The organism is Tropicibacter sp. S64 (genome assembly GCF_049803835.1).
In the GTDB taxonomy this organism is placed as follows: Bacteria; Pseudomonadota; Alphaproteobacteria; order Rhodobacterales; family Rhodobacteraceae; genus Pacificoceanicola.
On record NZ_JBNAGK010000011.1, the window covers coordinates 234470 to 240896 of the forward strand.

Annotated in this window: 7 protein-coding genes; all 7 read right to left on the minus strand. The window is 64.2% G+C overall.

Going from position 1 to position 6427, the window contains the following annotated elements:
• Nucleotides 1-105: 105 nt before the first annotated feature.
• Nucleotides 106-639: a PQQ-dependent catabolism-associated CXXCW motif protein gene (locus ACP159_RS18310; protein WP_425101153.1), complete on the minus strand. Its 534-nt coding sequence runs from the start codon at nucleotides 637-639 to the stop codon at nucleotides 106-108.
• Nucleotides 636-1505 (minus strand): substrate-binding domain-containing protein, encoded by an 870-nt coding sequence (locus tag ACP159_RS18315; RefSeq protein ID WP_425101154.1) that lies wholly within the window; start codon nucleotides 1503-1505, stop codon nucleotides 636-638. The genes ACP159_RS18310 and ACP159_RS18315 overlap by 4 nt, the downstream gene beginning before the upstream one ends.
• On the minus strand, nucleotides 1486-2034 hold the full coding sequence (locus tag ACP159_RS18320; RefSeq protein WP_425101155.1) for a c-type cytochrome, methanol metabolism-related: 549 nt from the start codon (nucleotides 2032-2034) through the stop codon (nucleotides 1486-1488). The genes ACP159_RS18315 and ACP159_RS18320 overlap by 20 nt, the downstream gene beginning before the upstream one ends.
• Before the next feature lie 82 nt (nucleotides 2035-2116).
• Nucleotides 2117-3919, minus strand: a complete 1803-nt coding sequence (gene xoxF5, locus ACP159_RS18325) for a lanthanide-dependent methanol dehydrogenase XoxF5 (protein ID WP_425101156.1) — start codon at nucleotides 3917-3919, stop codon at nucleotides 2117-2119.
• 124 nt (nucleotides 3920-4043) lie between these two features.
• Nucleotides 4044-4445 (minus strand): c-type cytochrome, encoded by a 402-nt coding sequence (locus ACP159_RS18330; RefSeq protein WP_425101157.1) that lies wholly within the window; start codon nucleotides 4443-4445, stop codon nucleotides 4044-4046.
• A gap of 20 nt (nucleotides 4446-4465) precedes the next feature.
• On the minus strand, nucleotides 4466-5296 hold the full coding sequence (gene fghA, locus ACP159_RS18335) for an S-formylglutathione hydrolase (RefSeq protein WP_425101158.1): 831 nt from the start codon (nucleotides 5294-5296) through the stop codon (nucleotides 4466-4468).
• A gap of 3 nt (nucleotides 5297-5299) precedes the next feature.
• The coding region (locus ACP159_RS18340; RefSeq protein WP_425100966.1) for an S-(hydroxymethyl)glutathione dehydrogenase/class III alcohol dehydrogenase at nucleotides 5300-6427 on the minus strand (1128 nt) is incomplete at its 5' end.

Consider the following 6427-nt stretch of genomic DNA (forward strand, 5'->3'; position numbering starts at 1 on the left):
TCCGTCTGCCTCCGAGCCAGTTTTCTGCCGGATGCGGGGCGATTTTCGGCCTGTCGCCTTCGGCCAGCCTCGCGAGGCAATCCGCAACGAGCGATGACTCGCAGCCTATCTCGGTTGCGGTTCGAGGGGTTTGATCTGCTCCAGGGGGTAGTCGAAAAAGGCCCAGCCGTCGGTGCCATCGGGCAGCCAATAGACGGCCGTGTAGCCCCATTCGACAGCCCGCTTCGCCGCGTTCCAGCTCATCCAGCAGTCTTCGAGACAGAAGAATACAAGGGGCCGGGCGGTGTCTCCATGGGTGACCATGTCAAGCCCGCTGCGGAAGTACGCCGCCGTCGGTTCGGCTATGGCGCCGTAGCCGACGTTCGGCAGCCAGAGGGCGCCGGGAATGGACAGGCGCGGTTTGTCGCGCCAGAGCGTGGCCTCGGGCAGGTTCGCCGGTTTCGGGGCCTGCGGCAGTACGTCGATGAAGGCCGCACCGGCCTGCCAATGCTCATGCGCCTTTTCCGGACCGATCACCGTGGCCCCGGCGAGTGTGTCCGGCACCGGACTGCGGTATTCATCCATCCGGTAGCCGTCTGTTTCCGGGACCTGGGCGAGCACCGGCAGTGCCGAAAGGATCAGCACCGCCGCGAGTTTCATTGCCCGACGTCCATGACCGCGTCGCCCATGTCCGTCACCAGCGGTACGCCGGCATCGGCGAGGATTGTATTGATCTCGTCCTGGTTGCGGCGGATCAGCGAATTTAGCTTGCGTTCCCAGACTTTTTCTCCCTGCCGAACGCCCATGGTGATGCGATAGAACAGCCGGGGCGGCAGGGTTTCGTGGATCAGCGGGATGACCACCATGCCGGGATGATCCGACTTCACCAGAGGACCGCCCAGCGGACCCCAAAGGATCGCGGCGTCGATCTCGCCTTTCTCCAGATCGTCCAGCATGTCGAGCGCGGGACTTTCGATGCGGCGGTCGACGAACAGGTTATAGGGTCTGGCCTTTCCGATCAGCCCGTTTCGGGCCATGTGCGTTGCGGGCGGACTGCCGGCGATGATGCCGATCTTCCGGTCCCTCAGCCGCTCGTCCGACAGGGTCTCGACGGACTTGAGGTCAGAGGTTTCCGGCACGATCAGCGTATAGACCGAGGTGAAGTAATGATTGGTGTTCTGCACCAGCTCGTGACCTTGGGCGTAGGCCATGATCACATCGCACTTCTTTGCCTTGAGCGTCTGGCGCACGAAGCCGGTGGCCTGAGGAAACCAGGTGTATTGTACGGGCAGACCGAGCTTCTCGCCGATCAGGTCGGCGATCCTGTTCTCCCAGCCGCTGCCGTCCATGGAGGACATCGGCGCATTGGCCGGGTCGGCGCAGACCCTGAGTGCGTTGCGGGAGACAAGATCAGAGGTCTGCGCCTGCGCGCCCGGGAGGCCGGACACGCCCAAGACGAGACCGAGCGCCGCAGCCGCCAGGCCTCGCACAGGGTTCCGCACGATGTCAGCCACCCATGCAGGCATTTTCCGTCTCTTTGATCGTTTCCGACTTGGCTTCCTTCTTCGCCGGACGGCCGCGCGGGATCGCGTCCATGCCGCGTGCCTTGAGATAGGTGTAGATGTCGTTGAGGTAGCACATGACGTTGGGGTTGTCGCCGAAGTGCGGCATGACGGAGTTGCCGTTCTGGCGGCCGTTCACCACGACATCGTAGAAGTCGTAATAGTCCATGTGCACGGCGGAATTCTTGATCTTCGGCGCATAGGTCGAACCTTCGCCGTCGGGGCCGTGGCAGACGTGGCATTCCGAGTGATAGCGGCGGAAGCCGGAGAAGGTCGCCCAGTCGACGGTGCCGTCTTCGGAGACCTTGTAGGTCGGGATGCCGTCCTCGGTGAAATACACACCGTCTTCGTCATAGGAGACGGCCACCTGGTCCTGGAAGTCGGCGGGCTTGACCGGCTGATCGCTCCAGCTCTGGGCCTGGGCGAGCGCGGCGGCAGGCAGCACCGTCGCGGCAGCAGCGGCAAGGATGAAATGGGATGCGACGCGCATCATGGGCAGTCACCTTCTGGGAAGTCCGGGGGAAGGGGAGCCGACGCGCGGGGCGCCGGCTCCGTCTTGGTTCTTGATCGAACGGTCAGTTCGGCAGCGAGAAGACGGTCAGCTGGCCGCCGAGCGCGGTGTAGTCGCTGAGCGCGGCATAGCCGCCCACGGCGCCGAGACCGTCGTTCGGATTGGTCAGACCGGCCGCGAGACCGATGCCGGCCCAGCCGCCGACACCCGACAGGATGCCCACGTACTGCTTGCCGCCGCTCTCGTAGGTCATCACGTTGCCGATGATGCCCGAGGGGGTCTTGAACTTGTACAGCTCCTCACCCGAGGTCGCGTCGACCGCTTTCAGGTAGCCTTCGAGCGTGCCGTAGAACACCACGCCGCCGGCGGTTGCGAGAGCACCCGACCAGACGGAGAACTGCTCCGGCAGGGACCACTTGATCTCGCCGGTCTTGCCGTCCCAGGCGATGAAGTTGCCCATACCGCCATGGCTGTCCGGCGCCGGATACATCGACAGGGTCGCGCCGACATAGGGCTGACCTGCGGTGTAGGAGACGCGGAACGGCTCGTAATCCATGCAGACGTGGTTCGTCGGGACGTAGAACAGCTCGGTCTGCGGCGAGTAGGCCGCGGGCTGCTGGTCCTTGGAGCCAAGCGCCGCCGGGCAGATGCCGGTGGAGTTGACGTCCTCGCCGTTCTGCTCGGTGGAGTACTGGGCGACCACAGCCGGACGACCGTAGTTTTCCGACGCCGGGTCCATGTCGACGCCGGTGGTCCAGTTCACCGCCGGGTCGAACTTCTCGGCAACCAGCAACTCGCCGGACACGCGGTCAAGCGTGTAGCCGAGACCGTTGCGGTCGAAGTGCGTGAGCAGCTTGCGCTCGGTGTCGTCGATGGTCTGCTCCGTCAGGATCATTTCGTTGATGCCGTCATAGTCCCACTCGTCGTGGGGCGTCATCTGGTAGACCCACTTGGCCATGCCGGTGTCGATGTCGCGGGCGAAGATGGTCATGGACCAGCGGTTGTCGCCGGGGCGCTGTGCCGGGTTCCAGGTGGAGGGGTTGCCCGAGCCGTAGTACATCAGGTTCTCTTCGAGATCCGCGGAGTACCAGCCCCAGGTGGTGCCGCCACCGATCATCCACTGGTCGCCTTCCCAGGTGTTGGTGCCCGAGTTCTCGCCCACCGGCTGACCGAGGTGCGTCGTCGCCTGCGGATCCATCAGGATGTCTTCGTCCGGACCCATGGAATAAGCGCGCCAGGCCACGGAGCCATCCGCCATGTTATAGGCCGTGACCGAGCCGCGGACGCCGAATTCGCCGCCCGAGATACCGACGATCACCTTGTCCTTGATCGGCAGCACGGTCGCGGTGTTGGTCTCACCCTTGGTCGGATCGCCGTTCTGCGCTTCCCAGACCACTTCGCCGGTCTTGGCATCGAGCGCGACGACCTTGGTGTCGGCCTGGTGCAGGAAGATCTTGCCCTCGCCGTAGGCGACGCCGCGGTTCACCGTGTCGCAGCACATGACCGGGATCACGTCCGGGTTCTGCTTCGGCTCGTACCGCCACAGGATCTTGCCTTCGTTCTGCAGATCCAGCGCATAGACGATGTTCGGGAAGGGCGTGTGGACATACATGACGTCATCCACCACCAGCGGCGAGCCTTCGTGGCCGCGCAGCACGCCGGTCGAGAAGGTCCAGGCCACCTGCAGGTCGCCGACGTTCTCCGCCGTGATCTGGTTCAGTTCGGAATAGCGCTGGTTGGCATAGTCGCCGGTCTGGATCGCCCATTGCTTGGGGTCGTTCATCCGGGCCACGAGATCGTCGTTGGCATAGGCCATCGTGCCCGCCGTCAACGCGATCCCGGAGGTCAGTAGCATCAGCTTTTTCATAAGCTCTCTCTCCCTATGGTGCGGCGGTTGATGCCGCTGAAGTGCAACCCCGAATGAAGGGCTGCGGATGGTTGCCGGTCCGGTCGGTCCTCTCCTCCCTGCCGGACCGGCAATTCTGTGCGCCTTACTCCGCCGGGGCGGGGAAGGTTGCGAGATAGGCGACGACGTCGGCGCGCTCTTCTTCCTTGCGCAGCCCGGCGAAGGCCATCTTGGTGCCGGGCACGTAGTCCTTGGGCTTCTCCAGGAAGGCCATCAGGCTTTCCGCATCCCAGACCGTGCCGTCAGCGCCCTTGGCCTTCATGGCGTCGGAATAGGAGAAATCCGGCTCGTGGCCCACCTGGCGGCCGACGATGCCGTTCAACTCCGGGCCCACCTTGTTCTCGGCGCCTTCGCCGATGGCATGGCAGGCCTTGCATTTGCGGAACACCTTTTCCCCGGCGTCCGGATCACCCGTACCGCCGTGGCTTTCGGCCAGGGCAAGGGTCGGGGTCAGCGTCAGGGCGAGGATTCCGATCAGGGTCTTCATGTGGTCTTTCTCCGTTTCGTTCAGTTGAGGCGTTCCGCATGCCATGCGACATGGTCGCCTGCAAAAGTGTTCACAAAATAGTAGGAGTGGTCATAGCCCTTCTGCATGCGCACGGTCCCGGGCAGGCGGCATTTCGCCATCGTCTGCGCCAGCGCTTCCGGCCGCAGCAGGTCGAGGAACTGGTCCGCCGCGCCCTGGTCGACAAGGATGTCGCCTTTCCAGCCATGCTCCTCCAGCAGCAGCGTGCTGTCATACTCCGACCAGCCGGTCTCGTCGTCGCCGAGATAGGCGCTGAGCTGCTTGCGGCCCCAGTCCGACTGCGTCGGGTTGGCAATGGGCGCGAAGGCGGACAGGCTGTCGAACAGCGCCGGATTGCGCACCGCGATGGTGATCGCGCCATGCCCGCCCATGGAGTGCCCGGTGATGCCGTGACGGTCCTGCACCGGCAGGTGCTCCAGCACGATGGAGCGCAACTCGTTTACCACGTAGTCGTACATCCGGAAGTTCGCCCGCCACGGATCGCGGGTCGCATTGACATAGAAGCCCGCGCCCTGACCGAGGTCATAGGCCTCGTCATCGGCAATTCCCTCGCCGCGCGGCGAGGTGTCCGGAAAGATCACGGCCAGCCCATGCTTGGCGGCATGCTCCTGCAGCCCCGCCTTGGTCATGGCGTTCTCGTGGGTGCAGGTCAGGCCCGAAAGATACCATAGCACCGGCACCGGCCCGTCCTCCACTTGCGGCGGCAGGTAGGCAGCGAAGGTCATGTCGCAGCCGCAAGTATTGGATGGATGCCTGTAGACCCGCTGCGCCCCGCCGAAACTGCGGTTTTCCGAGAGGAGATCGAGCGTCATCGCTCAAAACTCCACGACGGCGCGGATGGATTTGCCCTCGTGCATGAGGTCGAAGCCGTGGTTGATCTCCTCGAGCTTCAGCTTGTGGGTGATCATCGGGTCGATCTCGATCTTGCCGTCCATGTACCAGTCGACGAACTTCGGCACGTCCGTCCGCCCCTTCGCGCCGCCGAATGCCGTGCCTTTCCAGACCCTTCCGGTCACCAGCTGGAACGGCCGCGTCGAGATCTCCGCCCCCGCGGGCGCCACGCCGATGATCACCGACACGCCCCAGCCGCGGTGCGAACACTCCAGCGCGTCGCGCATCACCTTGACGTTGCCCGTCGCGTCGAACGAGTAGTCGACGCCGCCGATCTGGTCGGCGCCGCGCTTCGTCAGGTTGACGATCTCCTGCACGGTATTCTCTACCTTCGAAGGATTAACAAAATGCGTCATGCCGAATTTCTTCGCCATTTCTGCTTTGGAATCATTGAGATCGACGCCGATGATCATGTCCGCGCCGGCCATGCGCAGGCCCTGGATCACGTTCAGGCCGATGCCGCCGAGGCCGAAGACCGCCGCCGTTGACCCAATCTCAACACCTGCCGTGTTAATCACGGCGCCGATGCCGGTGGTGACGCCGCAACCGATGTAGCAGATCTTGTCGAAGGGCGCGTCCTCGCGGACCTTGGCGAGGGCGATTTCGGGCATCACGGTGTGATTGGCGAAGGTCGAGCAGCCCATGTAGTGGTAGATCGGCGTGCCGTCGAGCATCTTGAAGCGGGTGGTGCCGTCCGGCATCAGGCCCTGGCCCTGCGTGTTCCGGATCGCGGTGCACAGGTTCGTCTTGCCCGAGAGGCAGGACGGGCACTGGCGGCACTCGGGGGTGTAGAGCGGGATGACGTGATCGCCGGGCTTGAGCGTGGTGACCCCCTCGCCGACCTCGACGACGACGCCCGCGCCTTCATGGCCGAGAATGCAGGGGAACAGCCCCTCGGGATCGGCGCCGGAGCGGGTGAATTCGTCGGTGTGGCACAGGCCGGTGGCCTTGATCTCGACCAGCACTTCCCCGGCCTTCGGCCCGTCCAGCTCGACTTCCATGATCTCAAGCGGTTTTCCCGCTGCAAGGGCAACGGCGGCTTTCGTTCGCAT

Excerpts from the sequence above, each read along its gene's own strand:
- ACP159_RS18315 (WP_425101154.1), bottom strand. The coding sequence starts at position 1,505 with ATGCCTGCATGGGTGGCTGACATCGTGCGGAACCCTGTGCGAGGCCTG.
- ACP159_RS18310 (WP_425101153.1), bottom strand. The coding sequence starts at position 639 with ATGAAACTCGCGGCGGTGCTGATCCTTTCGGCACTGCCGGTGCTCGCC.
- ACP159_RS18320 (WP_425101155.1), bottom strand. The coding sequence starts at position 2,034 with ATGATGCGCGTCGCATCCCATTTCATCCTTGCCGCTGCTGCCGCGACG.
- ACP159_RS18330 (WP_425101157.1), bottom strand. The coding sequence starts at position 4,445 with ATGAAGACCCTGATCGGAATCCTCGCCCTGACGCTGACCCCGACCCTT.
- fghA (WP_425101158.1), bottom strand. The coding sequence starts at position 5,296 with ATGACGCTCGATCTCCTCTCGGAAAACCGCAGTTTCGGCGGGGCGCAG.
- xoxF5 (WP_425101156.1), bottom strand. The coding sequence starts at position 3,919 with ATGAAAAAGCTGATGCTACTGACCTCCGGGATCGCGTTGACGGCGGGC.